Origin of the sequence: Cohaesibacter intestini, assembly GCF_003324485.1 — a bacterium.
GTDB lineage: Bacteria > Pseudomonadota > Alphaproteobacteria > Rhizobiales > Cohaesibacteraceae > Cohaesibacter > Cohaesibacter intestini.
In genome coordinates this window covers 93,146-119,214 of record NZ_QODK01000004.1, presented here as the reverse complement: position 1 = coordinate 119,214, position 26,069 = coordinate 93,146, and the positions used below count along the sequence as shown (strand labels likewise).

The window sequence follows — 26,069 nt, the reverse complement described above, 5'->3', positions numbered from 1 at the left end:
CCACCCCAACACAAGAGGCTAAAAATGTTGGAATCTGTAAAAATCAATCGCCGTCAGTCCGAAATCCGGCAGGCACTTAGTGAACTGGTCGGCAAGCAAAACCCGACTGAAGACGAAACCCGCTCTATGGAAAGCATGGATGCGGAATACCGCCAGAATGAAACCCGCTATCGTGCGGCGCTCATTGCGGAAGATACCGAACGGCGTGAAGCTGGCGAAGAGCTTGAAACGCGCGGCGACAAAGAATGGAATGATCTGATCGATCGTTTCGAAATGCGGCAAGTCGCCCTTGCACTGGATGAAGGCGCGGCGCTTTCCGGTCCAACGAATGAAATTGTGCAAGAGATGCGCTCTCAGGGTGGGTATAGGGGTTTTCCCGTACCTTGGGCAGCTCTGGAAACCCGTGCAGGCGAGACAATCGCAAGCGGTACTCCCGATCCTATTCGGACCCGCCCTATCATTGATCGCCTTTTCCCTGACTCTGTTGCATCCCGCATGGGCGTTCAGATGATCAATATCGACTCTGGCGAAACTGAATGGCCGGTTGTCACTAGCTCAGTGTCTGCTGGCTGGGCAAGCTCTGAAACGGGAAATGTCGCTGGCCCAACTGCCTTTGCGACGACTGACAAAGCGCTGAAACCAGAACAAAACCTTGGTATTCAGATGCGGATCACTCGCAAGACGCTCAAACAAAGTGGCAGCGCTCTTGAAATGGCGGTGCGCCGTGACATGAACTCTGCAATCGGTGCGGCACTCGATCAAGCAATTTTCCTTGGCACTGGTGCCGATGGTCAACCGCTCGGCGTAATCACTGGTCAGAGCACCTACGGCATTACTTCAACCGATGCGGCGGCTCTGGCTGACTGGTCTGCATTCCGCGCCGCTGTTGTCCGCTTTATGACGGCAAATGCAGCTGGAAGCCCCAACGCTGTTAAGGCACTCATTCGGCCTGAATTGTGGTCCCTGCTCGATGACACATTGATTTCTGGAACTGCGGTTTCGGAATGGGATCGCCTTCTGAAGAATATCCCGGCTCAGAATATCGCCATGAGTACGAATGCTCTTGCTGATCCGTCTGGCACTCCAAGCGAAACGCAAGCCCTACTTACTACCTCGGCGGGCGGTGTCGCTCCGATTTTCGTGGGTGTCTGGGGGGGTGTCGATGTTATTCGCGATCCATATACCGACGCCCAATCAGGCGGGCTAAGGCTCACAGCGTTGACCACTGCTGATGTGACAGTTGCGCGTCCTGCTCAGCTTGAACTGATCACTGGCCTTGAGTTGGAGGCTTCCTAATGCTTTGGGGCGGTCATAACGGCGGGCTAGAGCTTCGCCGCTCCGAAGGCGGTTTAATAACCGTCCTTCGAGGCCGCTTCCCCTATGGTGCGCCTACCGTCCTTTGGGACGGTGGCCGCTCTGGGCAAGCACGAAAGGAAGTCATTGCACCACGCGCCTTTGCAGCACGTATCAACAGCGGGGAAGATATCTACTTTCTCGCAGGGCATGACTTTGAAAAACCACTGGCAAGCAGATCGGCAGGCAGTCTCACTCTCGAAGACAGCGACGAAGCATTGACGTTTGAAGCTCGGATTTCCCCTGAAATGCGGGCGGTGTCCTATGTCTCGGATTTCATGGCAGCACTGGAAGCCAATCTAATCAAAGGGATTTCACCGGGCTTTAGGGTTGCGCCAACAGATCATGCGGAAAGCGTACGTTCTGAAGGCGGGGCGATCCTTCGCACTGTCAAGAATGCTGAATTGTTCGAGATTAGCGCAGTAACCCGCCCTGCCTATCCAAGCGCACAAATCGAGGCGCGGGCATGGCGTGCAAACGCATATCCGCCAGATAGCGGCTTGGTGCATTCCCTCAAGCGTTGGAGGCTCTAACGATGGCAACCACGATTAAACAAACTGAATCCATCCCGGCCAGTTATCCCGATACGGCACCATATCCGCATTGGAACAATGAAAGCTATCCTGATGATGCGAGCATTGAAAACGCTCTGATCTGGCAGCGTATTGAAAGCTATATCGCGCACCGTTGGACGGCTCGCAATGTCGTTTGGATTGTCGAAGGTCCGGGCGAATGGACGCCGCCACTAACACCGGCAACAATTAGCCAGGTCGAAGTCTGGAACGGCTCCGCATGGGAAACCGTCAGCATTGCCGATGCGCCTTTGGGCTTTGAATTGCCCGGTGATGGCCCCTATCGCTTTAGTGCTTCAGTCGGTAGCGGTGATGTTCCTGAAGCAGTGCAAGAGGCTTTCCGGCGTTTGCATGAATTCAGTAAGGGCATTGCTGAAAACCACAAGAATGATGCGGCTTATCGCTCCGATGATCAAACGGAAGTTTTCACCGGATGGACTGGCAAAGCGCTTCAATTATCAGGTGCGGCTGATCTGTTGCGCCCTTATCGGAGGGCTTGAGCATGTGGCCTTTTAATCGAAAACCAAAAGAAGAAACCAGATCCAGCGCAAGCGGGTTTACGGCTGAAATCATGGCAGCACGGGAAAGCTATATTTCCGGCTCGCGTGGCATTGCCGAATTAACTGGCACGGCTCAAAGCTGCGTTTCCATGTGGGAACATGGCTTGACCATTGCAGATGTTGAAGGGACCAATCTGCTTGATCCTGCATCGCTTGCACTCATTGGCCGATCTCTGGCCTTGCGTGGTGAAGCGGTGTTCCTGATCGATGGGGACGGACTTATTCCCTGCTCGGATTGGGATCTACGCACAAAGAACGGCAAGCCAACGGCATATCGGCTTTCAATTTCCGAAGCGGGCGGCGGTCGCACTGAAACCGCACTTGCGGGCGAGGTGCTGCATTTCCGGATTGGGTGTGATGTGGCCAGTCCGTACCATGGGCAATCGCCTTTACGTCGGGCACAGCTTACGGCAGGCATGTTGAACTCTGTAGAAAGTGCTTTGGCGGAAGTATTTGACTGCTCCTCTTTAGGCAGCAAAGTGTTGCCTTTTCCAGAACAGCCAGAAACGGATATGGAAACTTTGGGCCGTGGTTTTCGTGGTAAGCGTGGGCGCATTCTCCTTAGAGAAAGCGTGACAGTAACCAGTGCTGGCGGGCCAACGCCTAGCTCAGATTGGAATCCCAGCGACTTATCGCCTGATTTGCAAAAATCGATGTCGATTGAAACGTTGAATGCGGCGCGAAATTCAATTTCGAGCGTGTTCGGCGTGTTGCCCGGCATGTTTTCCACAGCCACAACAGGGCCAATGATCCGAGAAGCTCAACGCCATTTAGCGCAGTGGACCCTTGCACCAATCGGCAAAACCATTGCTCAAGAGACAAGCGAAAAGATGGGAACTGAAATCACGTTGGACGTAATGCGGCCACTTCAAGCGTTCGATGCAGGTGGGCGAGCGCGAGCGTTAACCACGATAATTCAAGCACTTGGACAAGCCAAAGAAAGCGGCATTGATCCGAATGAGGCTTTAAAGCTGGTCGATTGGGATTAGTGGTGCCCTGTCCGTCCTATTCAAGGGCACCCCGGACAAGTCAGCAAGTGTCCGTAATAACACTGACAGGGCGCGGCGGAGTTAACCCCTACCTTTCATTGCCCCGCGCGGCGCTCATCTTACTACAAAAAAGTTAATCTTGATGTTCTTACGCGCTCATAGTAAATTGAATGCATCAAAGGATCAGAGATGCAGATTTCAAGATACACGCCAAAACTCACTGCTGATGAAATTGAACGTTGCTGGATGAAACCACTCGACGCTTGCAATCTGTCTGCGATTGGCGACCCTTCAAAAGCCGAAATAAAGCGCTTTCTGAATAACATTTCTGACCGAGGTTTGATCCCGTTCGTCAAGAAGGGAACCGGCAAGACGTCACCTCGTTTGTACAGCCTGAAATCTTGTCTAATGATGCGAGTTATGCGCGATATCACTGCGCAAGGTGCAACGTATGAATTCGCGGCCACAGTAGCGGAAAAAGCGGCAGATGTGTTTATGGAAATTGTGAAAACACACGATGACGTATTTGAAATAGATTCAGACGATTGGTTCCTGTTTTTTACATCTGACTGGGTTGGACACATTAAAACCGATTTAATTCGGAAAGACGAAATCTGCCCCTCATTGCTGGCACAAACAACTCTTTGGAGTGTTTTGTCTATGGGTGGGATTTCCTTCATGTTGATCAATCACTACCCGGACCACTGGTCAAGAGATCGCATGGATAGAGGATTGGATTCATCAAATAACGACAGATACGCTGGTTGTGATGTAAATGGTTACCCTCTCGATCCAGCACACCCATGGAACAATGAAGGCACTCCGATTGAGATTGCGAAACGGCGACTTGAGATCGAAGAGTACATCGCTGCTCGTGAGCAAAAGGAGGGCAACAAATGACTGCCCTTCCTGCCTATATCACACCGGACCAAATAGCCTCTCATTTTGGCATCAATGAACGCACTGTTCGTGAGAAAGCTAAAGCATTGGGCTTGAGCCGCAAGATTGGCAAGAAAGTATTTCTGCTCGAAGGTGACGTTCATCAACTCATGGAGGCTTGTCTCGAATGCCCCTCAAGCTCACAAAAAGAGGCCGGATCTATCATTACCGAGGCACCGTTAACGGTAGACTCCTACGCGGAAGTACAAAAACGACTGACAAAAAGAGAGCGGAACGGATCGCGGCGGAAGTCGAAGCGAAGGCATGGAAACGTAGTCTCGATGGACCGGGGGCAGATCTGACGATGGCTGATGTATTCTTGGCATATATCGAGGCAGAAAAGGCAACCAGGTTTATTGCTCCACTGGCTGACTATTGGAAGAACACCCCAGTAGCATCAGTGACGCCAGAAGCTATTCGCCAGTCAGCGAACAGGCTTTATCCGACCTGCAAGCCTGCCACCAAAAACAGGCAAGTCATTATTCCAACGCAAGCTGCAATCAATCATTGCGCTAAATTGGGATGGTGCAGCCCGATCAAAGTGGAACGCTTCAAGGTTATCAAGAAGGAAGCAAAGCACGTCACAGATGAATGGGTTGCGTCTTTCGAAGACAATTCTCCCCCCCATTTGGGCGCTTTGTGCCGTTTCATGTTCGAGACAGGGGCAAGGATCGGGGAAGCAGTGGCGCTGGAATGGCGACATATCGACTTCGAAAAGCGAACCGCTTTAATCAATATGACGAAAGTCAGTGAAACACGACTTGCCCGCCTCACACCTAACGTAATCGCCGCGCTTGCCAATATTCCAAGCAATCGCAAGCCAGACGAACCGGTTTTTCAATATGAGGCTTCAGATTGTGTTCGCAAGTCTTGGAACAACGCCATTAAGCGAGCTGGAATCGAGCATATGACGCCTCACGCTTGCCGCCACGGCTTCGCAACCAAGATGCTACAGGCCGGTAAAGACGTGAAGACAGTTGCCGAATTTGGAGGCTGGAAAGACATTCGGGTACTGCTCGAAACCTATGCTCACGCGATCAAAGATCCCACCGTGGTTGATGACGTTTTTGGCACAAAATCGACACACAGCCACACCACACAAGCACTAACCAACTGTAATGAAAGGGGAATTTCATGACTGACCATAACCCTCGTTGGGGAGAGGTGTCCCACAGACGGGCATAACCGATATCCTCAGAAGCGTCAAACGGAAAGTGGCGACCTTGGCCCAAGGGATGTGCCGTTGGGTAAGCAAGAATAGCACGGCAAACAGCACAATCCTCATGGATTTCAAGGTCGTTGAAGCATCCCGCCCCCCAATGAGCCGCCGCCCCTTTTCAACCAAAAAAGGCGACCGTCTCATGACAGTCGCCTTTCTCGAGAGGATTTTCATCCTGAATTTTTGTCCCACGAGGGGCATCGTCAGCGCATCATTTGCACTTCATGCGGCATTGATGAGCGTGGCACCGCACCCGATACCCGCCTTAGGTCAATGCTGCCCTAGTTCAGGTCGTAGCGCAGACCCACACGGAAGTCGTGGGCATACAGATTTTCGAACCGAACCGGCTCAGTGGAAGAGTTGTCACGTCGACCACCCGTACGCGCTTTACCAAGCGATACGAACCGATAGTTGGCGTCAAGCTTGACATTTTCAGCAAGATCGAAGGTAGCACCAGTCGTCAGGTTCCAAGCGAAGTTGGTCCTGGTCTTGTTCTTGAACGGAGACCCGGTACCAACGGTCTTGTGATTGCTGGCTTTCAGCCAGGCCACACCGACACCACCGCCCACATAAGGATTGATGCTGTAGTAGGTTCCAAGATCAACATAGCCGTTGGCCATCAGCGTCCAGGCGCTGAAATTCAGCTTCTCATACGAGTCACCCGGGGTACAGCCTGCAGGAGGGCTAACCGGGGTACAGGTAGAGGTGCTGTCATATTTGACCTTGTGACGATAGTCGAGGATCACGTCCGCACGAAAATGCTTATTGAAATAGTAACCGGCACCGATACCAGCAACCCAACCATTGGCGATATTCTCGTGATGGAAGCCGATCAGGTTGGTATTGGTCGGGTCGGTCCAGGATGCGTGACCGCCCTGATAAACGGCGAATCCGAGATCGCCACGCAAATACCAACTGGAACCAATTTCAACCGGTGTTTCTGGTTCATATTCGATAACCGGGGGCGCAGGCAGATCTGCTGCCAGTGCAACAGTCGCGGACATAGCGGCCCCGAACACGCTCAAAAACAGATTTCTTTTGAGGCTGCTCATCATGATTTCCTCTCGATGCAAGTGTCTGAACACGAAAAACTTAGAATTACACTTGAGGAAACGATCTCAGAATATTCTTAATACTGGATTAACCACGAATATTAAGCATGATTTCTATCAAAACCGCCAATTTCGTAACTATTTGTAAATAAAATAATTCAAATTGCAAAAATCAAACTTAACAAACTGTTACCAACACCCCAAGTTGCCAAAAATCCAGACACAACAATCCACAATCCAGACGGCACAATGTCGGGCCGAAAGCCATCGCCCCCCCAAAAAACAAGCTGCAACCGGGCGGGGAAAGTCATTTGCTTTATCTTTGTCACTCGCATAGTCTGTCCGTCCCGCCCGCACCCAAAACCCGACGGATATGACATGCAATCCCCCACACTGCGCCATTGGCTCATGCTCGCCATTCTCATTCTGTCTTGGGGATCGGCGATCCTTCTTACCCGTGTCGCGGTCAATGACCTGCCACCCCTGTGGGTCACTGCTGGACGTGTGACGACCGGAGCAGCAACCCTGCTTGCCTATCGGCTGATCTTTGTCCGCAAACCTTTCTCCCTTGGCTGGCACCATCTGCCATGGCTTCTCTGGCTAGCGCTACTCAGCTCCGCCCTGCCCTTCCTGCTGATTGCCTGGGGCACCCAATATACCAGCGCCGCCATCGCCGGGATCCTGATGGGCACCATCCCGCTCTCGGTGCTGGGGCTGGCCCACATCCTACTGCCCGATGAAAAACTGACCCGCAACAAGGCGATCGGCTTTCTGATCGGCTTTATCGGCGTGGTCCTGATCATCAACCCCACCGCGGGAAGCCTCTCCTTGGATGGCAACAGCGAGCTGATCGGTCAGATTGCCATTTTCATCGCCAGCTTCTGCTATGCGCTGAACAGTGTCTCGACCCGCCGCATGCCACCTGCCGACAATATTGACAAGGCAACGGCGGTTCTGATCACCGCATCACTGATCCTGATCGCACTCTGTCTGCTGTTCGAGCCCTTCACCGGTCTTGACCGCGCACCGATGGAAAAATGGCTGATCCTGCTTTATCTGGGTATTGTTCCGACCGCTCTGGCCACTCTTGTTCTGTTTGTTTTGATGTCCCAAACCAGCGCCGGCTTTGTCGCCACCTCGAACTATATGATCCCGATCGTCACAGCCTTGGGCGGCATGATTTTTCTGGGCGAAAGTCTCGCCCTGATCACCCTGATCGGCTTTGCCATCATCCTGCTTGGATTGCTGCTCAGTCAGCGCAAGGGCAAGGCCAGACAGCAGATTGAACCCGCCGAGTAACGTTGCCGGACCATAGTCCTCAAACAAAAAAGCCGGATCAGATGACCCGGCTTTTGAAGTGCGTCCATATGACACCTGACTAGCCATCAAGACTGGCCTTGGTGACCTCCTCGCAAATGGCGTCAACGACCTGAGTAACCAGATCGGAATTGTCGCCTTCTGCCATCACCCGGATCAGCGGTTCGGTGCCCGACGCCCGGATGACCAGACGGCCATTCTTTCCGAACTTTGCCTCACCCGCAGCAATCGCCTTTTTGACATTCTCTGCCTCAAGCGGCTTACCGCCAGAATAGCGGACATTTTTCAACAGTTGCGGCACCGGTTCAAACCGGTTACAGACCTCGCTGACCGGTTTGTCGAGTTTCTTGACCACAGCCAGAATCTGCAAAGCGGCAATCAGGCCGTCGCCGGTGGTGCAATAGTCACTGAGCACCAGATGGCCGGACTGCTCACCACCAACATTGTAATTGTGCTTGCGCATATGCTCGACCACATGACGGTCGCCAACCTTGGTCCGGGCCAATGACAGCTTCAGGCCCTTAAGGAAGCGCTCAAGCCCCAGATTGGACATCACGGTCGCCACGATCCCCGGCGCGGTCAGCAGGCCCTCCTTCGACCAGCTTTCGGCCACCACGGCCATCAACTGATCCCCATCAACCTCATTGCCCTTTTCATCGACAATGATCACCCGGTCCGCATCGCCATCAAGCGCAATACCGATATCAGCACGCACTTCCTTGACCTTGTTGATCAGCGCGCCAACGGAGGTGGAGCCACAATTGTCATTGATGTTGAAACCATCCGGATCAACGCCGATTTTGACCACCTCGGCACCCAGCTCCCACAAGGCATCAGGGGCCACACGATAAGCAGCCCCATTGGCACAATCGATCACCACCCGCAGCCCTTCAAGGGACAAATCCTTTGGCATGGTTCGCTTGGCAAACTCGATATAGCGGTCATAGACACTCTCGATCCGCTTGGTCCGCCCCAGATAACGAGCGCTGGCCAGCCTGGCGGTCATGTCCGTATCGATCATTCTCTCGATTTCGGCTTCGATTTCATCCGACAGCTTGTAACCGTCCGGACCAAAAAGTTTGATGCCGTTGTCATGATAGGGATTATGTGAAGCGGAAATCATGACCCCCAGATCTGCACGCAACGAACGGGTCAACATCGCCACGCCCGGTGTTGGCACCGGCCCAAGCAGAAAGACATCCATGCCCATCGCGGTCAGACCAGCAGTCATGGCAGGTTCCAGCATGTAACCGGACAGACGCGTATCCTTTCCAATCACCACCCGATGACGAAAGTTCCCACGCCGAAACACCTTGCCCGCCGCCATGCCGACTTTCATGGCAATCTCCGGTGTCATTGGCGACTGGTTGGCATATCCACGAATGCCATCGGTTCCGAAATATTTCCCCATACGCTTCCATCACCCTTTCAGCAACACGTCCCAGAAGAACCGTGATCCCACCGACACGCGCCATATCTTTTCAAGCAAACAGTCCGCGCGGCATGGGGCCACCACCCCGCGCAGGCATTTGCAGCAAGGCTTAGCGCAAAATTCTGACTATTTGTTCAACAAAGCATCGCTTTGCCCGTCAATAATTGTTTCCTGTTGTTACACAAACCCTGCCTACAAACGCAAAAAAGCACCCCGAAGGGTGCTTTTTCCTGTTTCATTTATAATGGGGCCTTGGCAGTCTTATGGCTGCGGCTGAGGCTCCATGCCACCATCCGGCTCACCACCCTTTTTGACCGAACCGGCCTTTGGCACGGCAGAGCCTTTAGAGGTCACCGGCGTGTCATCATCTTCGCGCACCGGAGGCTTGCCATCGAGCAGACCGCGAATCTCGTCGCCAGACAGGGTTTCATATTCCAGAAGTCCTTCGGCGATCGCGATCAACTGATCCTTGTGTTCATTCAGGATCTGATCGGCCTTCTCATAGCCTTCATTGACGAAACGCTTGACTTCAGCATCCACCAGTCTCTGTGTATCATCAGACACATGTTGCTGACGTGCCACAGAATGGCCAAGGAAGACTTCTTCCTCATTTTCCGAGTAAAGCAGCGGGCCGAGCTCGTCGGACATGCCAAACTGGGTTGCCATGGCGCGGGCCAGACGGGTTGCCATCTGGATGTCGCCAGAGGCACCGGACGTAACCTTCTCATGACCGAAGATCAGCTCTTCGGCCACGCGGCCACCCATGGCGACAGCAAGGTCAGCATGGCATTTGGCACGGGTCAGTGACACCTGATCTTTTTCCGGCAGACGCATCACCATACCAAGCGCACGACCACGCGGAATGATGGTGGCTTTGTGGATCGGATCAGAGGCTTCCATATGCAGCGCAACGAGCGCATGACCGGCTTCGTGATAGGCGGTGAGTTTCTTTTCCTCTTCGCTCATCACCAAGGTGCGGCGTTCCGCACCCATCATGACCTTGTCCTTGGCATCCTCGAATTCATGCATGGAGACCAGACGACGATCCCGGCGGGCAGCCAGCAAGGCCGCTTCGTTGACGAGGTTCATCAGGTCCGCACCGGAGAAGCCAGGGGTGCCGCGCGCAAGGGTCTTGAGGTCCACATCGGGCGCCAGCGGCACGTTGCGCACATGCACTTTGAGGATCTTTTCACGGCCGGTAATATCCGGGTTCGGCACAACGATCTGACGGTCAAAACGGCCCGGACGCATCAGGGCAGGGTCCAGCACGTCAGGACGGTTGGTCGCAGCCACAAGGATCACGCCTTCATTGGCTTCAAAGCCATCCATCTCGACCAGCAACTGGTTAAGCGTCTGTTCGCGCTCATCGTTGCCGCCGCCAAGACCGGCACCACGGTGACGACCCACAGCGTCGATCTCATCGATGAAGATGATGCAAGGGGCGTTCTTCTTGGCCTGTTCGAACATGTCACGGACACGGGACGCACCCACACCGACAAACATTTCGACAAAATCGGAACCGGAGATCGAGAAGAAAGGCACATTGGCCTCGCCTGCAATCGCTTTACCCAGCAGAGTTTTACCAGTACCCGGAGGGCCCACCAGCAAAACACCGCGCGGAATACGACCACCAAGGCGCTGGAACTTCTGCGGGTCCCGCAAAAACTCGACAATTTCCTGCAGGTCTTCCTTGGCTTCATCGACGCCAGCCACATCTTCAAACACGACGCGGCCTTGCGCTTCGGTCAACAGCTTGGCCTTTGACTTGCCAAAGCCCATCGCCTTGCCACCGCCCTGCATCTGGCGCATGAAGAAAATCCAGACCGCGAGAATGAGGATCATCGGGAACCAGGACACCAGCGCCCCCAGAAGCGAGAAGCTCTCGGTCTGCGGCTTGGCAGTGATTGCAACGCCATTTTCCTTCAGAAGCGGAATAAGCGTGGTATCGTTGGCAGGCAGATAGGTCTGGAAGTCGCTGCTATCGGACATCTTGCCGCTGACTTGCTGACCGACAATCGTCACTTCCTTGACTTGTCCTTGCTCCACATCAGCCACAAACTGGGAGAAAGGAATCTCCTGAGAATTGGTACGCTGCGTCGGGCTCTGGAACAGCTGGAACAAGGCCACAAGCAAGAGGCCGATAATTACCCACAAAGCCAGACTGCGGAAATTCGCGTTCATATGTTTTCCCTTGGTTCCCGGGGGGAGGTCGAATGCCTGTCGCAAGACACAGAAGGCCTTTGGCGGGCAGTCCGACAAATTTTCTTGTTGAATTTAGGTGTTCAAAGCGGTCTTGCCAAGGCAAGAGCCCCGCTTTCTACCCCAAATTAGACCCATAGTTTAGTTTTCGGTCTCTCTGGGGAAACATTTCGTTTATTTTTCTTGGAATTCAACCCTTATCCCCGAAAGTTCACTCAAGTCTGTCCAATCTTTAACGAAGACGGGCTTGTCCATAAACCAGACTGACGGCAGGGCCTCAATCAACCCCATCGGCAGATCTCCATGATAGGCGCGGAAAGAGGCAAGAAATTGCCCTTCCTGCTCCATCAGGCAGACACCGTGCCGCCCCAATGGTTTCAGAACGCCTTCTGCGTGTGGCGGCACACTGGACACGGATACCGTCTTATACAGCCCCGGCCAGTCAATTGGATCACCCGCCCGGAAGGACCGGGTGAAGGGATCGCGTCCCAACTCACGATAGATCCATAGATCATGTCCATCCGGCTCGAAACAGCAACCGCCAAAGGTACGCTTCCCGTCTCGCTCGCCTTTGCACCTCACATAAGCCAGATCAAGCGCCAATAGCTTTTCCTCACGCGGCGGGTAGGCTGACCCCGCCACATAGTCAATACACCGCCGCCAGAGCCGCAACCGCACCTCTTCGAGGTGACCCGAGAGGCCATCCAGCGACAGACGCAAGGACCGCCCCGGCTTCACTTCAACGTCTGAGTGAAAACTCTGCTCGCTCATTGCTTCGAGCGCAGCATCCGCCCTCTGCATCCGACGCGCGGTGGCAGCCAGTCTTTCTGCATCGCACCCTTCAGCGGCGAGCATTGGCATCCATTGCCGCACACGGACACGCTGGTAGGCATCCTGATGGTTGCTTGGATCGTCCACCCAGCTCTTGTCCATGGCCTCCAAAGACGCACGCAATCGTGTTTTGGGCACGCTCAGAAAGGGACGCAACAGCGTCAGTTCATCGAGCTTTTGTTCCGGGCGCATTGCGCCAAGACCGGTGACGCCACTGCCACGCAGCAACCGCATGATCAGCGTTTCGGCCTGATCATCCAGATGATGGGCCAGTATAATGTGCGAACAACCCAGCCTTCGTGCCTGATCTGCCAGCAATTGGTAGCGGGCCACACGGGCCTTAGCCTGCAGATTGCTCAGGTCCAAAGGCGGCGCCCAGACAAGGGTGGAATGGGACAGGCCAAGCGCCGCGGCCTCATCCGCCACCAAGGCGCATTCGGCGGTCGCGTCAGCCCGCAATCCATGATTGACACTGGCGACATGCAGCGACAGCGGCACCGCGCGCGCTTGTTGCCAATGATGACACAAAAACATGAGAGAAAGAGAATCAGCACCCCCGGAGACCGCAAGCAGAACCGATTTGAGCCGCAACAGCGGCGCAAACAACGCATCCAACTCTTCAAGTGTCAGGGGAGAAGGCGGCGGCGCGGTCGCGTCACCGGACTGTCTAGCATTGGGCACTTTTAATCTCGGCCCGCACTTTCTGACGCACACCGGACGAGGCATTCGGGAATTTGGCAAGCAATTCCTCAAAGGTCGCGCAAGCCGCGTCACGCTCATTGATCTTACGCAGGGACATACCGGTCTTCAGCAGGATTTCCGGAGCCTTCTGAGCGGTTGGATATTGGGAATAGGCATCGAGGAAGACCTGAATCGCCCCACGAAAATCCCCCTGTTGATAAAGGCTTTCGCCAATCCAGTAATGGGCATTGGGGGCCAGACGGTCATTGCCATAGGCCTGAACAAACTGACGGAAAGCCACTTCGGCAGCGGGATAATTGCCTTGCAGCACCTGTCCGTAAGCCGCGTCATAATCGGTTGCCGGATCGCCGGTCAGGGCGGTCATCTGATCCACGGCCCCGTTGGAAGGCTCCGTCGTTGCCCCGCCGAGCATGGAAGACAGATCGATCGGCCCAGTTCCTGGTTGCGTGCCTAGTTGCGTGCCCGGTTGCGTGCCCAATTGGTTTCCGGCCACCGGCTGGTTGTTCTGTGCCAGAGGCGCAGAGGTCAGCGGGTCGGCAGGCAAGCTACCCAGATTGCGCGGCGGCTCCCCCAGCTGTTCAAACTGCTGGGGTTGCTGGGTGCGTTGCTCGGCCGGCTGCCGGGGCTGACTGTTGCTGGAGCTTTTGCGTGGCGACTTGCCCCGCTCCAGATCCTGAAAGCGAAACTCGCTGTCTTCCTGAAAGCGACGCAGTTGTTCCTGCAACTGCCGCAAACGGAAATTCATTTCTTCCATCTGTCCGGTATATTGGCGCATCTGATTTTCAAGACGCTCCACCCGCACCGCAAGGTCGGCAGCGGACTGCGCAACCACGATACGGCCATCATTGTTGGGAATGGGCTGAGGCGGCAGCAACAGCCCCTGATTGCGTGCCTGCTGCTCAAGGCCCTCGACGCGTTTGGCCAACGCATCCAGCGGCTCCTGATTGGCAGCAAAAGTGGCACTGCCCCAAACCATCGCCAACACGGCGAATAAGAACCTGATCATGAATGTCCCCTGGGATCATGTGTCAAAACAAGGCGAAAGGGTCACCGATACATCGTCAGACTATCGGATTCTCGCCCTCTGGTAAGCCTTTTGAGCCAATTTCGCGGCAAAAATATGAAGCCCCTTGCCGACACCGCAGAAAAGCCCCTCCTCTGCGTATGCTTTCCAGCGCACGCATCCACATATCTTGCCTTGAAACAGAAAAAGGACCGGCCTGTCGACCGATCCTTTTTCAAATATCCACCGGGCCAACCATTGCCCGATTGGCCAATTCTAGTTGGCCAATGTGGTCACAGCACGTCGGTTCTGCGACCAGCAGGAAATATCGTTACAGACGGCGACGGGGCGTTCCTTGCCGAAGGATTTGGTCGACATCCGGGTCGCTGAGATGCCTTTGGACACCAGATAGGTCCGCACCGAGTTGGCACGGCGGGCACCAAGCGCGATGTTATATTCACGGGTGCCGCGTTCATCGGCATGGCCTTCGATGGCAATGCGGTAATTGCCATATTGCTGCAGCCAAAGGGCCTGTTTGTCGAGGGTTGCCTGAGCCGAGGTGTTCAGATCGGAACTGTCCGTATCAAAGAAGACACGATCACCGACATTGACGACAAAATCCTGAGCGGAACCAGGCGTCGCAGCAGACAGGCCCGGATTGGCAAGCTTGTCGGGGCTCGAGGAACAAGCCGCCAGCGCCGTCATCAGGGCGATACCGAATGCGGCACGAATGGAGAATTTTGCGCGAGTTGACATTAGTCTTGTCCTTCATATCCCAAAGGAGTGGATTTACTGGCCTTCTATAATGAAAAACTTAGGTTAACTGCGGGTTTGCAAAGATGGTTAACAAAGTCTTTCTTGGCACTTATCCCTCACATTGCGTGAGATCCCGACATCTGTCGCAAACATGGCCAGACTGAGGCGAATGGCCCCAGTCCGGCTGCTTTTGTTGGATATTGCTGCTTTTCCGCATCAATTCACAAGGGGCGACCAGGCCGGATCAGAGCCGAAGGCTGGTGTTGGCACCACATATTCATTCCGGCCTGTGAGGTCGATGGAATAAAGCTTGGGTCCACCATTGGCTCCGGGGCTTTCCCGGAAGAACATCAGCACACGACCATTGGGCGCCCAGGTTGGCCCCTCATTGTGATAGCCATCCGCCAGAATACGCTCACGCGATCCGTCGGTCTGCATCACGCCGATCTGGAACTGCCCCTTATACTGCTTGGTGAAGGCAATCAGATCGCCGCGCGGCGACCAGACCGGGGTGGAATAGCTACCGGATCCAAAGCTGATACGCTGAACATTCGACCCGTCGGCATTCATCACGTAAATCTGCTGGCGCCCGCCACGATCACTTTCGAAGGCGATCTGGCGTCCGTCCGGCGAAAAACTTGGACTGGTATCGATTGAAGCGGAGTTGGTCAACCGGGTGATCTTGCCGTTGCGCAGATCCATCCGGTAAATGTTGGCATCGCCCCCCTGCTGCAGGCTGAGCACAATGCTCTGCCCGTCAGGCGAGAAGCGCGAGGAGAAGCTCATGCCGGGAAACTGGCCGACATTCGACCGGCGACCGGTCTCAATATCGAGCAGATAGGCCCGTGGCTGGCCATCTTCCAGCGCCATATAGGTGATTTCCTGCTTGGTCGGCGAAAAGCGCGGCGTCAAAACCAGATTGCGACCATCGGTCAGATAGCGCACATTGGCCCCGTCCTGATCCATGATGGCCAGACGTTTGACGCGATTGTCTTTTGGCCCGCTTTCATCGACAAAGACGATCCGCGTGTCGAAGTAACCCTTCTCACCGGTCAGGCGTTCATAAATCGCATCGGCGATAATATGCGCCACACGACGCCAGTTTTTCGGCGAGGTGAAAAATTGCTGGCCGGTCATCTGTTTGCCAGCAAACACGTCCCACAGGCGAAATTCCGCTTTCAGTCGACCATCGGCTTCCTGCGTCACGGTGCCCGTCACCAGCGCCTGCGCATTGATCACCGTCCAGTTGGCAAAGGATGGCACACTCGAGGAGGTCAGATCACGCTGAATGAAGGCATTGCGATCCACCGGGGCGAACAGCCCGGAGCGTTCAAGGTCGGCCTCGACCACCTTGGAGATATCCTGACCCTGCGGCACACCGGAGAAACTGGTGATGGCAATTGGCATCGGCTGAATATTGCCTTGCCGGATGTCAATCTCGATCAAGGCATGGCTGGGTTTGACAGTCAGCCCCTGAAAGACGAGGGCCAGCAGCAACACCGGCAGCATCAAAAGAACCCGTTTGGTCCAGTGATCCCGGCGAATGGAGTGACCAATCGACATGGGCAAGATCTGAGCGGATTGGTCGGGCGCAGAAATCGGGTCCTGTTTCATCTCTTTGTACATCCTGTCTTGTCTCACGTCACATCTGGGGCCAAGGCCAAAGGCTCGGTTCCAATCGTGCTAGAACATCTCACGCGGGTCAAATGTAATACGCACACGCTTCCATGCATCATATTTGTCTTGCGGCAAGCTAGAATAGGGTCCGCAACGGCGTACCGCTCGCATGGCGCTTTCCACGGCTGCCACACCAAACTGGTTGGCCGGAAACTCCACCGGCTCCGGACCACTGACCACATTGCCTTGACGATCCAGACCAAACTCGATCCTGACACGCAATTGTGACGCATCCGCGGCACCAACCGGAGGTGACCAGCAAGGTGAAATCTGGGCCCGCAAGGCATCCAGCTCACTCTGGGTCATCGCGGCGGCCTGATTGCCAGTGCGCGATCCAAAAGACGCATCCTGATCGCTGGTCGCCGCTTCGCTTGGCGCGGATTGATCAGCCTTGTTGGCAAGCGCCTTCAGAGCGTCGGTATCAAAGGAGCGCTGCTTTTTCGGCGGTGTCTTCTTGGGCGGACGCGGCCGCACCTTGGGCAAGGCGGCAATCGGCTTTGGCGCCTCGGGCTTGGCCTCTTCCACCTTCACCTCAGGCTCTTTGGGCGGCTCAGGCTTTGGTTCCGGCTCAACTTCGGGTTCTTTTGGTGGCTCCGGCTTTGGCGCAGGCTCTGGTACCGGAGGGGTCGGCTCTGGCTGTTTGGCCGGAGCCGGTTCCTTCGGCTTTGGCTCAGCCTTTGGCGCAGGCTTCGGCTCTGGCTTTTTGGGTTCCGGCTTTTTCGGCTCCGGGGCCTTTTCCTTCTTTTCCTGCACTTGTTCAGCAGGCTTGGCATCCTTCTCGCCCTTGCGCACATCGGTCACGTCAGACACTGAAACCAGCTCAATGGGCAGGATCTCCAGCTCCGTGATGTCATGCGGCTCCGCTGATGGCAGACTGAAAAGCCCCCATCCAAGCAGAACAATATGTCCGATGCTCGATGCTATGAAGCCGACATTGCGCAATTAGGATTGCTCCTCGGTGCTGACCAACCCGATTTTCTTGAAACCGGCGCGGTTCATCGCCCCCATCACCTTCATGATGGAACCATAATCGATCTCGCGGTCGGCCCGCACGAAAATGCGTTCTTCATAGCCATTCTCAGCGACAGCAAGCAGAGTTTGCACCAGACTGGCAAACTCAACTGGCTGATCCTGCAAAAAGAGACTGCCATCCTTGCGGATCGACAGGGTCAATGGCTCAGTTTGGCTGGAAAGCGGCTTGGCGCTTGATTCCGGCAAATCCAGCGGCACGCCCACAGTCATCATCGGGGCTGCCACCATGAAGATGATCAACAACACCAGCATGACGTCGACCAGCGGGGTGACGTTGATTTCGGCAACCGGTCTGTGTCGCATGGCGCGTCTTGCGCCGCGCCTGCGCGATCCACCCGGTGATCCCATAGAGCCCATACCCATCACTTAGCCCCTTTCGTCCATCAGACGGGACAGGATGGCGGAAAACTCATCGGCAAAACCTTCCAAACGAAGCGCATGCTGGGATGCAATCGACGCCAGCTTGTTATAGGCAACCACCGCCGGAATAGCGGCGAGCAGGCCAATGGCTGTGGCGAACAGAGCCTCGGCAATACCCGGCGCGACGACCGCAAGCGAGGTGTTTTTTGAAGCTGCAATGCCCTGGAACGAATTCATGATGCCCCAGACCGTACCGAACAAACCAACAAACGGCGCTGCCGAGCCGACAGACGCCAGAAACAGCAATCGTTTCTCAAGGCGATCCACCTCACGGGCCAGCGTCACATCGAGCACTTTTTCGATCCGGGTCGGCAGCCCGGCGAAGGACCGGGCATGCCCTTCAAACGACCGTTTCCATTCCCGCATTGCTGCGACGAACAAGGCAGCCATCGCATGATTGGGGCGCCCGGAAAGGGTTTGATAAAGCTCTTCAAGAGACTGACCGGACCAGAATACCTTTTCAAAACGGTCCATCTGTCTCTTTGTCCGCGCATAGAGCAGTGACTTGTCGATGATGATCGCCCACGACCAGATCGAGGCAGCCATCAGACCAATCATCACCAGCTTGACCACGATATGCGCTTGCAAAAACAACGAGATCAGCGACAGGTCAGCCGTCACCCCTGCAAGGGCGCCTTGCACTACCTCATCAGCCATTGTCTCTTGTCCTTTCTTTGCCGGTTTCTCTTTCGCACAAGTCCGGCGCTTTGATTGCTATTCTGCGACAGGTCTTGTCAGCAGATTTTGTCAAAACTAGGGACGCCAGACCTCTACACCCTGTTGCATTCTCTTCCCGAGACAGCATGATTATGGTTAATGAAAGATTAAATAGTCGTGAACGGACAGATCGGGGCCGCCAAACTTTCCCCGCATGGGGACAGAATGCCACTTACGCACTTCCCCATAGAAAAAAGCGAGACTCCATCAGAGCCTCGCTTCATTTTTCTGTTCTTGCGACCTGCAAATCGCAGCGGGTCATGGCATGGGGCTAAATCCCGAATATCTTGCGCATGCTGTCCGGCAGGCGTCTTGGTCGCCCTTCCCGGTTGATCACCACAACTGTGACGCGGGCCGTGAAGATCACCTCATCGTCGCGCAAAATCTTCTGATCAAGGATCATGCGCGCGCCTTTGACCGCCTCGACTCGCGTTTCAATCGTCAGCATATCGTCGATATGGGCGGACTTGAGATAATTGATATCCATATGCCGCACGGCCAGCGCCACCCGCTCTCCGTTTTCATCGGAATCAAGCTTGGAATGCTCGATGCCCAAGAGGCGGATATAATCCGAGCGGCCTCGCTCTATAAAGCGGATATAGGAGGCGTGATAAACGATCCCGGAAAAGTCGGTGTCTTCATAATAGACCCGCACCACCTGACGGTGACCAAAATCGGTGAGACGGCCAGCAAGATCCGGCCAGTTTTCTTGTTCATGATGCTCCGGCATCATCCAGTCCTTCAGCAAAAAGTCCCATTTGCGGAGGGGTGTCTTTTTGAGGCACAGCCAGACCCAAATGGGCAAAGGCCTTTGGCGCCAGCAGGCGTCCGCGCGGGGTGCGCTGGATAAAACCCTGCTGGATCAAATAAGGCTCAATGATTTCTTCAATGGCGTCCCGGGGTTCCGAAAGCGCCGCGGCTATGGTCTCTATACCGACCGGCCCACCACCAAATGAGGTGGCAATCAGGATCAGGTAGCGTCTGTCTAGGGCGTCAAGGCCCTCATTGTCAACTTCCAGCATTTTCAAGGCTCGGTCTGCGACCTCGCGGCTGATCTCGCCGCCCGCCTGCACGATCGCCACATCACGCACCCGGCGCAGCAAGCGTCCGGCGATGCGCGGGGTGCCACGCGACCGACGCGCAATCTCAACCGCACCATCCTTGGTGATGCCAACGCCCATCAAGCGCGCCCCACGGGTGACGATATATTCCAGCTCATCGACCGTATAAAAATTGAGCCGCACCGGAATACCGAACCGGTCACGCAATGGCGTCGTCAAAAGCCCCAGCCGGGTGGTCGCCGCCACAAGGGTGAATTTTGCCAGATCAATCTTCACCGAACGGGCCGCTGGCCCCTCACCGATGATCAGATCGAGCTGAAAATCTTCCATTGCAGGATAGAGGATTTCTTCTACCGCCGGGTTGAGCCGATGGATCTCGTCGATGAAGAGAACATCATTCTCTTCCAGATTGGTCAGCAGAGCCGCCAGATCACCTGCCTTGGCAATCACCGGACCGGAGGTCGATTTAAAATTCACCCCAAGTTCCCGGCTGACAATCTGCGCCAGCGTCGTTTTACCAAGCCCCGGAGGGCCGACAAACAGCACATGATCAAGCGCATCCTTGCGGGTGCGAGCCGCTTCAATGAAGATCGACAGATTGGCCCGCGCCTGCGCCTGCCCGACAAAATCATCGAGCATTTGCGGCCGCAAGGTCCGGTCGGTATCTTCCTCGGTTGTTTGGGCCGAAACCAGGCGGTCATCATCCCCGATCATTGGCTAAGCTCCTTCAGGGCGAGGCGAATGAGCGCTGCGGTGCCCAGATCATCCCCTTCCCGTTTGATGACGGTGGCAACCGCCGCGCTTGCCTGCAGCTGCCCATATCCCAGATTGGACAGGGCCGAGACGGCCTCCGCCATGGCTTTGGGCGCGGCTGCACTGTCCATTTCGGCCTGCAGATTGGCAACCGCACCATCGGTTGCCGCCAGCGACGGCGTCTTGTCTTTCAACTCAGAGACAATCCGCTGCGCCACCTTGGGGCCAACCCCCGGCGTGCGCGCCACCATCGCTTTATCCTGCAAGGCAATGGCCGACGTCAGTTCGGAAATTTTCAACGTAGAAAGTATGGCAAGCGCCACCTTCTGCCCCACCCCCTGCACGGTCGTCAACAGGCGGAACCAGTCCCGCTCCAGCGTGGTGGCAAAGCCAAACAGCTTGATCTGATCTTCCCGCACATGGGTCTCGATCAGCACACTCGCTGCCTCACCGACCGAAGGCAAGGCCTGCAGGGTTTGGCCAGAACAATGGACCTCATAACCGACGCCACCCACATCGACAATCACATAGCCGTCGGCATATTCGTCGATCAGACCTTTCAGCTTGCCTATCATGGTTCGGCTCTCCGCTTCTTATCCCAGCCCGGCCTTCAGGCGATCTTCAGGGCTTTCTGTTTGCGCTGATGGGCGTGACAAATGGCAATGGCCAGCGCATCGGCGGCATCTTCGCTGTCGAAATGGGCTTTTGGCAACAGCATTTTGACCATCACCTGAACCTGTTTCTTGTCCGCATGGCCAACGCCAACCACGGTCTTCTTGACCGCGTTCGGTGCATATTCAGCCACTTCCAGCCCCCTTTGCGCAGGAGCCAGCAGGGCAATGGCCCGCGCCTGCCCCAGCTTCAGGGTGGCGGCAGCATCCTTGTTGACAAAAGTCTGCTCAACGGAGACTTCCTGCGGCTGGTATGTTTCCAACACGCCCCAAATGCCCGTATGCAATTCCAGCAATCGCGACGCCAGATCAAGCTTGTTATTCGAGGTGATCAGCCCTGAGCCAACAAAAATCAGCCGATTGGAGACAACATCAATCGCACCCCAGCCAGTGCGGCGGAGCCCGGGATCAAAACCAACGATTCGGACAGGATGTTCTTTCATAGCTCTTCATTAGCCCGGAAATATGAACAATACCAGAACAAACTCGCACTTCAAACAGGAATTGACAATTGCAGGCACCATGAGAAAATGGCGCTCACCTTCAGGATTTTGCACCCTTCTCGCCAACGCAATAAAGCATCTTTTCATGACCGACATCAATCTGCCTCTGATCATGGGCGCCTCCCTGCTCGCCATGGCAAGCCCCGGCCCGGCAACACTTGCCATTGCAGCGACCTCAATGTCCCATGGCCGCAAACACGGTCTGGCACTGGCCAGCGGAGTGACAACCGGATCCTTCCTCTGGTCTCTTGCCGCCGCTCTGGGCATGGGCGCGGTGATGGCTGCCAATGTCTGGCTGTTTGAAGTGATGCGTTATTTCGGGGCCGGTTATCTGTTGTTTCTGGCCCTGAAGTCTGCGCGTTCCGCCATGACGCCAACAGGGCTGGAGCAACCAGTGATCGAGACGGCAGAACTGAGTCTGGGCAAAAGCTACCTCAAAGGGCTGGCAATCCACTTGACCAATCCCAAGGCCATTCTCTTCATCGGCTCAATCTATGCCCTTGGCCTGCCAGCGGAGGCCACCCCGACCGACCTGATTACCGTTGTCCTGCTGCTTGGCAGCCAAAGTGCTCTTGTTTGTCAGCTCTATGCATGGATATTTGCCAGCCGCCCGGTCGTCAGTGGCTATCGCAAGACAAGACGCGCCCTTGATGCAGTCTTTGCCATGCTGTTCGGTGTTGCCAGTCTCCGCATTCTGACCAGTACCTTTGGGCACTGAATAGCACGCCAATGTGCCACAAAAGACAAAACCCCGCTTGGCGGCCAAGCGGGGTTTCTTTTATTCCGTCAACAGGCAAGGCTTAGCCTTCCAGAGAGGCCATCACTTCGTCGCTCATGGAGAAGTTGGAATAGACATTCTGTACGTCGTCGTCATCTTCCAGCGCATTCATCAATTTCATGATGGTGGCGGCTTTCTCTGCGTCAACGTCGATCTCGTTCTGTGGCTTCCAGATGGCTTTCTGGGATTCCGCTTCCTTGCCAAAGGAATCTTCCAGCGCCTTGCCCACTTCGATCATGTCTTCAAAGGCGGTGTAAATGGTGTGGCCTTCCTCATCGCTGACCACATCGTCTGCGCCCGCTTCAATGGCCGCTTCAAGAACCGTGTCTGCATCGCCCACATCCGCAGGATAGACCAGCTCGCCCACGCGATCGAACATGAAGGCCACAGACCCGGTTTCACCCAGAGACCCGCCATTTTTCGAGAAAGCAGCGCGCACGTTGGAGGCGGTGCGGTTGCGGTTGTCGGTCAGCGCTTCGACGACAACAGCGGTGCCGCCCGGGCCGTAGCCTTCATAGCGCACTTCATCAAAGTTGCCCTCGTCACCGGCCTCAGCCTTTTTAATGGCGCGGTCGATATTGTCTTTCGGCATGGACTGGCCGCGGGCGTTCTGAATGGCCAGACGCAAACGGGCGTTGGAGTCAGGATCGCCACCGCCCATTTTGGCTGCGACGGTGATTTCCTTGGAGAGCTTGGAGAACAACTTGGACCGCTTGGCATCCTGTGCACCCTTGCGATACATGATATTCTTGAATTTTGAATGGCCTGCCATAATCCCTAAATCCGTAAATTCTGTCTCATCGCGCCCAAGGCGCATCAAATTTGTTGCAGGTGATGCCACAAGAGACCAGCAAAGATCAAGCGATCTGTTGCCAGAGCCTTCAAAGACTGGCTGTTTCGTTAGGATTTTTCCCAGAAGGACGGAATATGCGGGGATAGATGCCCGCCAATCCGCAACGGCTCGACAGCAAGGGCAAGGCCGGTTCCATCCTCAATATCGACGGCCACACCGCAGAGGGTCGGATCACCAAGCGCTGGCGTAAAGCGCGCGGATGGAACCTTGCGCAGGAAGCGCTGTACCGGCTCTTCCTTCTCCATGCCAAGCACAGAATCATAGTCACCAGTCATGCCCGCATCCGACATATAGGCCGTGCCAGAAGGCAAAACCCGATAGTCCGAGGTTGGCACGTGAGTGTGGGTGCCCACCACCAAGCTGACCCGCCCATCGAGAAAATGTCCCATGGCCTGCTTTTCCGAGGTCGCCTCGGCATGAAAGTCGACCACGATCGCATCAGCAAACTCGCCCATCGGGCAGGCTGCCAACTCCTTCTCGACAGCAGCAAAGGGACAGTCCAGCGCATCCATATAAACCCGCCCCATGGCATTCATCACCAGGATATTGGCGCCATTGCGGGCAGTATAGAGATTGGCGCCCTTGCCGGGTACGCCGGAGGGGTAATTGACCGGCCTGAGGAAAGCAGGCTGCCGCTCGCAGAAAACCAGCGCATCGCGCTGGTCCCAGGCATGATTGCCGGTGGTGATGACATCGCCACCCGCATCCAGCAGATCCTGAACAATGGTCTCTGTAATACCGAATCCGGCGGCGGAATTCTCGCCATTGATGACAACGAAATCGATGCCATGGGTCTCAACCAGCCCCGGCAGTTTATCCTGCACGATCGTCCGACCGGCCCGGCCGACAATGTCCCCAATGAATAACAGTCTCATCGCGTCCTGCCTTCAGCGCGTCGCGCTGTCTTCTTTGGCCAAGCAACCACCCCGGAGGCTGCAAGGCTCTACAAACTGAGAAGACATGATGCGATCACGTTTGAGGATCCATCAAACGACGCATCATTGAGCGTCAGGATGGGTCCGTAGCAGGGGAGTGAATGATACCGGCCTCGGTCACGATCATATCCAGAGGCAGGTCATAAAGACCAACCGGCACCTTGTCCAGTTTTTGCAATGAAAAAGCCAGTCCGAAACATTGCGGCCTTTGCTCAGCCTCAATCAGCCCGGCAATATACCGATCATAATATCCGGCCCCGTAACCAAGCCGATTGCCGCGAGGATCAAAGGCCAACAGTGGCACGATCAGGATCTGCGGCTCGACAATCAGGGCCGAAGGGTCCGGTGCGAAGGTGCCATAGCCTCCATCCACCATCGGGCAATCGGGAAGCCATTGACGAAACACCATCTCACGATTTGCCAATGTCGCAGGCAAGGCCAAATCCGCTCCGGCGGACCGCAGCGGATCAACCAGGGCAAGGCAATCGATTTCAGAGCCAATTGGCCAGAAAAGGCCTATCATGACCCCTTTGACATCATCCAGTTGATCAAGCAGAAGACGGGCTGCCTGTTCACTATGCACCGCGCGCTCCGCATGGGGCATGGCATCGCGCAGCACCCGCACCGTGGCACGCAACTGCGTCTTTCTGTCGATCAGTCGCATTTCATTCACGCCGCGTCCTCCCCGAGTTCACCATGATCATCCCATGACGAATGCCCCGCGACAATGCGCTGCCTCAATGATTCACACGCTCCCCAAGTCATCATACGAAAAGCCAACGAACAGGAAGCGAACAGAAAACAAAAGAGCGGCTCCCTTCATCAAGGAGCCGCTCTTGCAATAGGAAGCCGCAGCGACCGTTAAAGCTTTTCTGATCCTGGGACACCTTATGTTAAGGTGGGGGCCAGTTGAAGAGGACCACGGTCCCTATCAGCGCCAGCTCCCTTTCGGATCTTTAAGGCCCCGAGGAAAAGTAGCTTCTCACGTGAAGTGCAGCAAGCAATGGAATATATAGGAAGGGCGGTGGGAATTCCAGCCCACTGCGACAAGATTTTCAGCTTTCCAGCAATAAGTGTGACAAGCGCTCCAACTGCTCGGCGGCCTTGTCGATTCGGTGCGCCAACTGCTCCTGATCGCCTTCATTCTTGACCTGAACAGCCGACCGGGCTTCCCTCAGCGCCGAGACCTCCTGATCCAGATGCTTGACCCGGCCGTCCAACTCGGCCAGTTGGTCCATCGCCATGATCCCGGCCATCACCGTCAGGCGCTGATCACCAATTTCGCCGAAATTCTCTTTCAACTGATCAATCAACTCGTCAAACCGGCGCGCCAGCGACAGCAGATGGTCTTCCTGTCCGTCTTCGCACGCCATGCGATAGGCGCGACCATTGATACTGACACTGACCTGAACCATAGCCTTCTCCGGTCATCCCTTCACAGATCAGCCACCATGCTGATCCAGAACGGCCCGAACTGATTCCATTGCGGAGACCAGTCGTCGGGACACTTCTTCATTTGCACCTTCAAGGCGCTCTGATCGCGATTGGGCGGATTTCAAAGATTGCGTCAAAGTTTCGCGCTCCTTGCTCATCCGCTTCAAATCGCCCTGCAAGGCATTGAGAGACAAAGCCTTATCCTGCCTTTTGTCAACCGCCCGTTCGAGGGACGCAATCGCCTGCTCAAGCCGCACCAAGGCGTCCTGAACCGCTGGTCTTTCAGACATACTTCCCCCAACCTTCCCCCA

General features: G+C 55.3%; 28 protein-coding genes and 1 other RNA gene. 9 read left to right on the top strand and 20 right to left on the bottom strand.

The genetic code is table 11. The features are described 5' to 3' along the window. Positions 1-24 precede the first annotated feature (24 nt). From DSD30_RS15170 to DSD30_RS15145, 7 genes are all read left to right on the top strand, one after another. The gene (locus tag DSD30_RS15170) at positions 25-1,296 is read left to right on the top strand and encodes a phage major capsid protein (protein ID WP_114010569.1); all 1,272 of its coding nucleotides are present in this window, start codon (positions 25-27) and stop codon (positions 1,294-1,296) included. Next, positions 1,296-1,886, top strand: a complete 591-nt coding sequence (locus DSD30_RS15165) for an HK97 family phage prohead protease (protein WP_114010568.1) — start codon at positions 1,296-1,298, stop codon at positions 1,884-1,886. The genes DSD30_RS15170 and DSD30_RS15165 overlap by 1 nt, the downstream gene beginning before the upstream one ends. 2 nt (positions 1,887-1,888) lie before the next feature. After that, on the top strand, positions 1,889-2,425 hold the full coding sequence (locus tag DSD30_RS15160; protein ID WP_114010567.1) for a hypothetical protein: 537 nt from the start codon (positions 1,889-1,891) through the stop codon (positions 2,423-2,425). Between the two features lie 2 nt (positions 2,426-2,427). Further along, positions 2,428-3,474: a phage portal protein gene (locus tag DSD30_RS15155; protein ID WP_114010566.1), complete on the top strand. Its 1,047-nt coding sequence runs from the start codon at positions 2,428-2,430 to the stop codon at positions 3,472-3,474. Positions 3,475-3,663: 189 nt separating this feature from the next. Next, positions 3,664-4,374 carry a hypothetical protein gene (locus DSD30_RS15150; RefSeq protein WP_114010565.1) on the top strand — a complete coding sequence of 237 codons (711 nt, stop codon included), beginning with the start codon at positions 3,664-3,666 and terminating at the stop codon, positions 4,372-4,374. Further along, positions 4,371-4,715 carry a hypothetical protein gene (locus DSD30_RS21900; RefSeq protein ID WP_245418494.1) on the top strand — a complete coding sequence of 115 codons (345 nt, stop codon included), beginning with the start codon at positions 4,371-4,373 and terminating at the stop codon, positions 4,713-4,715. Before DSD30_RS15150 ends, DSD30_RS21900 begins: the two co-directional genes overlap by 4 nt. Positions 4,716-4,717: 2 nt before the next feature. Then, positions 4,718-5,551 (top strand): tyrosine-type recombinase/integrase, encoded by an 834-nt coding sequence (locus DSD30_RS15145; protein ID WP_245418493.1) that lies wholly within the window; start codon positions 4,718-4,720, stop codon positions 5,549-5,551. A 362-nt stretch (positions 5,552-5,913) separates the two neighbouring features. Here the strand turns inward: DSD30_RS15145 and DSD30_RS15135 are convergent, their stop codons facing one another. Further along, positions 5,914-6,684, bottom strand: coding sequence for an outer membrane protein (locus tag DSD30_RS15135; protein ID WP_157967728.1), 771 nt, complete (start codon positions 6,682-6,684; stop codon positions 5,914-5,916). A gap of 378 nt (positions 6,685-7,062) precedes the next feature. On the opposite strand from DSD30_RS15135, the gene DSD30_RS15130 reads away from it, so the two are divergent. Next, a complete protein-coding gene (locus tag DSD30_RS15130; protein ID WP_198662982.1) occupies positions 7,063-7,983 on the top strand; it encodes a DMT family transporter in 921 nt (306 codons plus the stop codon). A 79-nt stretch (positions 7,984-8,062) separates the two neighbouring features. Here DSD30_RS15130 and glmM read toward each other — a convergent pair whose 3' ends face one another. From glmM to ruvC, 13 genes are all read right to left on the bottom strand, one after another. Further along, positions 8,063-9,412, bottom strand: coding sequence for a phosphoglucosamine mutase (gene glmM, locus DSD30_RS15125; RefSeq protein WP_114010560.1), 1,350 nt, complete (start codon positions 9,410-9,412; stop codon positions 8,063-8,065). 282 nt (positions 9,413-9,694) lie between these two features. Continuing rightward, positions 9,695-11,614 carry an ATP-dependent zinc metalloprotease FtsH gene (ftsH, locus tag DSD30_RS15120; RefSeq protein WP_114010559.1) on the bottom strand — a complete coding sequence of 640 codons (1,920 nt, stop codon included), beginning with the start codon at positions 11,612-11,614 and terminating at the stop codon, positions 9,695-9,697. 192 nt (positions 11,615-11,806) lie between these two features. Next, on the bottom strand, positions 11,807-13,144 hold the full coding sequence (gene tilS, locus DSD30_RS15115) for a tRNA lysidine(34) synthetase TilS (RefSeq protein WP_157967727.1): 1,338 nt from the start codon (positions 13,142-13,144) through the stop codon (positions 11,807-11,809). After that, on the bottom strand, positions 13,131-14,171 hold the full coding sequence (gene ybgF / locus DSD30_RS15110; RefSeq protein ID WP_114010557.1) for a tol-pal system protein YbgF: 1,041 nt from the start codon (positions 14,169-14,171) through the stop codon (positions 13,131-13,133). Before ybgF ends, tilS begins: the two co-directional genes overlap by 14 nt. Positions 14,172-14,444: 273 nt before the next feature. Then, positions 14,445-14,924: a peptidoglycan-associated lipoprotein Pal gene (gene pal, locus DSD30_RS15105; protein ID WP_114010556.1), complete on the bottom strand. Its 480-nt coding sequence runs from the start codon at positions 14,922-14,924 to the stop codon at positions 14,445-14,447. 216 nt (positions 14,925-15,140) lie between these two features. Continuing rightward, the gene (gene tolB / locus DSD30_RS15100; protein ID WP_114010842.1) at positions 15,141-16,433 is read right to left on the bottom strand and encodes a Tol-Pal system beta propeller repeat protein TolB; all 1,293 of its coding nucleotides are present in this window, start codon (positions 16,431-16,433) and stop codon (positions 15,141-15,143) included. A 174-nt stretch (positions 16,434-16,607) separates the two neighbouring features. Continuing rightward, positions 16,608-17,543 (bottom strand): cell envelope biogenesis protein TolA, encoded by a 936-nt coding sequence (locus tag DSD30_RS15095; RefSeq protein ID WP_114010555.1) that lies wholly within the window; start codon positions 17,541-17,543, stop codon positions 16,608-16,610. Beyond that, the gene (tolR, locus tag DSD30_RS15090) at positions 17,544-17,996 is read right to left on the bottom strand and encodes a protein TolR (protein ID WP_114010554.1); all 453 of its coding nucleotides are present in this window, start codon (positions 17,994-17,996) and stop codon (positions 17,544-17,546) included. 3 nt (positions 17,997-17,999) lie between these two features. Continuing rightward, complete coding sequence (tolQ, locus tag DSD30_RS15085) at positions 18,000-18,710, bottom strand: protein TolQ (protein ID WP_114010553.1); 711 nt, start codon at positions 18,708-18,710, stop codon at positions 18,000-18,002. A 331-nt stretch (positions 18,711-19,041) separates the two neighbouring features. Then, entirely contained in the window at positions 19,042-19,500 is a 459-nt protein-coding gene (gene ybgC / locus DSD30_RS15080; protein ID WP_114010841.1) for a tol-pal system-associated acyl-CoA thioesterase, read from the bottom strand. Beyond that, positions 19,484-20,545 carry a Holliday junction branch migration DNA helicase RuvB gene (ruvB, locus tag DSD30_RS15075; RefSeq protein WP_198662981.1) on the bottom strand — a complete coding sequence of 354 codons (1,062 nt, stop codon included), beginning with the start codon at positions 20,543-20,545 and terminating at the stop codon, positions 19,484-19,486. The genes ybgC and ruvB overlap by 17 nt, the downstream gene beginning before the upstream one ends. Next, positions 20,542-21,159, bottom strand: a complete 618-nt coding sequence (gene ruvA / locus DSD30_RS15070) for a Holliday junction branch migration protein RuvA (RefSeq protein ID WP_114010552.1) — start codon at positions 21,157-21,159, stop codon at positions 20,542-20,544. Before ruvA ends, ruvB begins: the two co-directional genes overlap by 4 nt. Before the next feature lie 35 nt (positions 21,160-21,194). Beyond that, positions 21,195-21,698 (bottom strand): crossover junction endodeoxyribonuclease RuvC, encoded by a 504-nt coding sequence (gene ruvC / locus DSD30_RS15065; protein WP_114010551.1) that lies wholly within the window; start codon positions 21,696-21,698, stop codon positions 21,195-21,197. 145 nt (positions 21,699-21,843) lie between these two features. On the opposite strand from ruvC, the gene DSD30_RS15060 reads away from it, so the two are divergent. After that, positions 21,844-22,476 (top strand): LysE family translocator, encoded by a 633-nt coding sequence (locus DSD30_RS15060; RefSeq protein WP_114010839.1) that lies wholly within the window; start codon positions 21,844-21,846, stop codon positions 22,474-22,476. 82 nt (positions 22,477-22,558) lie between these two features. Here the strand turns inward: DSD30_RS15060 and DSD30_RS15055 are convergent, their stop codons facing one another. The 6 genes from DSD30_RS15055 to DSD30_RS15030 form a co-directional block, all read right to left on the bottom strand. Continuing rightward, positions 22,559-23,308 carry a YebC/PmpR family DNA-binding transcriptional regulator gene (locus DSD30_RS15055; protein ID WP_114010550.1) on the bottom strand — a complete coding sequence of 250 codons (750 nt, stop codon included), beginning with the start codon at positions 23,306-23,308 and terminating at the stop codon, positions 22,559-22,561. Positions 23,309-23,436: 128 nt separating this feature from the next. Continuing rightward, positions 23,437-24,264, bottom strand: coding sequence for a TIGR00282 family metallophosphoesterase (locus DSD30_RS15050; RefSeq protein WP_114010549.1), 828 nt, complete (start codon positions 24,262-24,264; stop codon positions 23,437-23,439). 133 nt (positions 24,265-24,397) lie between these two features. Further along, positions 24,398-24,988, bottom strand: a complete 591-nt coding sequence (locus DSD30_RS15045) for a 5-formyltetrahydrofolate cyclo-ligase (protein ID WP_245418512.1) — start codon at positions 24,986-24,988, stop codon at positions 24,398-24,400. Between the two features lie 178 nt (positions 24,989-25,166). Further along, a non-coding RNA gene (gene ssrS, locus DSD30_RS15040) (6S RNA) lies at positions 25,167-25,327 on the bottom strand. A gap of 52 nt (positions 25,328-25,379) precedes the next feature. After that, positions 25,380-25,739 carry a cell division protein ZapA gene (locus tag DSD30_RS15035; RefSeq protein WP_114010547.1) on the bottom strand — a complete coding sequence of 120 codons (360 nt, stop codon included), beginning with the start codon at positions 25,737-25,739 and terminating at the stop codon, positions 25,380-25,382. A gap of 27 nt (positions 25,740-25,766) precedes the next feature. Further along, positions 25,767-26,048 carry a DUF4164 family protein gene (locus tag DSD30_RS15030; RefSeq protein WP_114010546.1) on the bottom strand — a complete coding sequence of 94 codons (282 nt, stop codon included), beginning with the start codon at positions 26,046-26,048 and terminating at the stop codon, positions 25,767-25,769. Positions 26,049-26,069 lie beyond the last annotated feature (21 nt).

What these genes read in the sequence shown, in the direction of transcription:
- DSD30_RS15160 (WP_114010567.1), top strand. Translation starts at nt 1,889, where the DNA reads ATGGCAACCACGATTAAACAAACTGAATCCATCCCGGCCAGTTATCCC.
- DSD30_RS15155 (WP_114010566.1), top strand. Translation starts at nt 2,428, where the DNA reads ATGTGGCCTTTTAATCGAAAACCAAAAGAAGAAACCAGATCCAGCGCA.
- DSD30_RS21900 (WP_245418494.1), top strand. Translation starts at nt 4,371, where the DNA reads ATGACTGCCCTTCCTGCCTATATCACACCGGACCAAATAGCCTCTCAT.
- DSD30_RS15030 (WP_114010546.1), bottom strand. Translation starts at nt 26,048, where the DNA reads ATGTCTGAAAGACCAGCGGTTCAGGACGCCTTGGTGCGGCTTGAGCAG.
- DSD30_RS15150 (WP_114010565.1), top strand. Translation starts at nt 3,664, where the DNA reads ATGCAGATTTCAAGATACACGCCAAAACTCACTGCTGATGAAATTGAA.
- ruvA (WP_114010552.1), bottom strand. Translation starts at nt 21,159, where the DNA reads ATGATAGGCAAGCTGAAAGGTCTGATCGACGAATATGCCGACGGCTAT.
- DSD30_RS15055 (WP_114010550.1), bottom strand. Translation starts at nt 23,308, where the DNA reads ATGGCAGGCCATTCAAAATTCAAGAATATCATGTATCGCAAGGGTGCA.
- tolB (WP_114010842.1), bottom strand. Translation starts at nt 16,433, where the DNA reads ATGCTGCCGGTGTTGCTGCTGGCCCTCGTCTTTCAGGGGCTGACTGTC.
- ybgC (WP_114010841.1), bottom strand. Translation starts at nt 19,500, where the DNA reads ATGCCGGAGCATCATGAACAAGAAAACTGGCCGGATCTTGCTGGCCGT.
- ruvB (WP_198662981.1), bottom strand. Translation starts at nt 20,545, where the DNA reads ATGATCGGGGATGATGACCGCCTGGTTTCGGCCCAAACAACCGAGGAA.
- DSD30_RS15050 (WP_114010549.1), bottom strand. Translation starts at nt 24,264, where the DNA reads ATGAGACTGTTATTCATTGGGGACATTGTCGGCCGGGCCGGTCGGACG.
- tolR (WP_114010554.1), bottom strand. Translation starts at nt 17,996, where the DNA reads ATGGGTATGGGCTCTATGGGATCACCGGGTGGATCGCGCAGGCGCGGC.
- DSD30_RS15045 (WP_245418512.1), bottom strand. Translation starts at nt 24,988, where the DNA reads ATGCGACTGATCGACAGAAAGACGCAGTTGCGTGCCACGGTGCGGGTG.
- DSD30_RS15060 (WP_114010839.1), top strand. Translation starts at nt 21,844, where the DNA reads ATGACCGACATCAATCTGCCTCTGATCATGGGCGCCTCCCTGCTCGCC.
- glmM (WP_114010560.1), bottom strand. Translation starts at nt 9,412, where the DNA reads ATGGGGAAATATTTCGGAACCGATGGCATTCGTGGATATGCCAACCAG.
- ftsH (WP_114010559.1), bottom strand. Translation starts at nt 11,614, where the DNA reads ATGAACGCGAATTTCCGCAGTCTGGCTTTGTGGGTAATTATCGGCCTC.
- DSD30_RS15035 (WP_114010547.1), bottom strand. Translation starts at nt 25,739, where the DNA reads ATGGTTCAGGTCAGTGTCAGTATCAATGGTCGCGCCTATCGCATGGCG.
- ruvC (WP_114010551.1), bottom strand. Translation starts at nt 21,698, where the DNA reads ATGAAAGAACATCCTGTCCGAATCGTTGGTTTTGATCCCGGGCTCCGC.
- pal (WP_114010556.1), bottom strand. Translation starts at nt 14,924, where the DNA reads ATGTCAACTCGCGCAAAATTCTCCATTCGTGCCGCATTCGGTATCGCC.
- DSD30_RS15145 (WP_245418493.1), top strand. Translation starts at nt 4,718, where the DNA reads ATGGCTGATGTATTCTTGGCATATATCGAGGCAGAAAAGGCAACCAGG.
- DSD30_RS15135 (WP_157967728.1), bottom strand. Translation starts at nt 6,684, where the DNA reads ATGAGCAGCCTCAAAAGAAATCTGTTTTTGAGCGTGTTCGGGGCCGCT.
- DSD30_RS15170 (WP_114010569.1), top strand. Translation starts at nt 25, where the DNA reads ATGTTGGAATCTGTAAAAATCAATCGCCGTCAGTCCGAAATCCGGCAG.
- DSD30_RS15130 (WP_198662982.1), top strand. Translation starts at nt 7,063, where the DNA reads ATGCAATCCCCCACACTGCGCCATTGGCTCATGCTCGCCATTCTCATT.
- ybgF (WP_114010557.1), bottom strand. Translation starts at nt 14,171, where the DNA reads ATGATCAGGTTCTTATTCGCCGTGTTGGCGATGGTTTGGGGCAGTGCC.
- DSD30_RS15165 (WP_114010568.1), top strand. Translation starts at nt 1,296, where the DNA reads ATGCTTTGGGGCGGTCATAACGGCGGGCTAGAGCTTCGCCGCTCCGAA.
- tolQ (WP_114010553.1), bottom strand. Translation starts at nt 18,710, where the DNA reads ATGGCTGATGAGGTAGTGCAAGGCGCCCTTGCAGGGGTGACGGCTGAC.